1 pseudogene is annotated in these 239 nt (G+C 30.5%); it reads left to right on the plus strand.

The window, feature by feature from the left end:
* Nucleotides 1–162: 162 nt before the first annotated feature.
* Nucleotides 163–239, plus strand: a pseudogene (locus tag AB4512_RS25530) (DUF3319 domain-containing protein); the annotation flags it as partial.

Raw genomic sequence — 239 nt, forward strand, 5'->3', positions numbered from 1 at the left:
AATTTTTCAACAAATGAATTAATTATCACAGAGTCAGTTAAAATAGGGACTTTTTTTCTCAAATTACCATACCTCGACAGGTGTTTTTACCATATTATGCTTGATATCATTATTAGTATACTTATGATTAATGCAGTGAAAACAGAAAGATGATTAATAGATATGGCTAATTCAATTTACCGAAGCGTCCATCTTCAATCGATAGATGCTAACAACACAGTTTGGCGTGCTAAGTTAAA

The organism is Vibrio sp. 10N.222.52.B7 (assembly GCF_041474275.1).
GTDB lineage: Bacteria > Pseudomonadota > Gammaproteobacteria > Enterobacterales > Vibrionaceae > Vibrio > Vibrio crassostreae_C.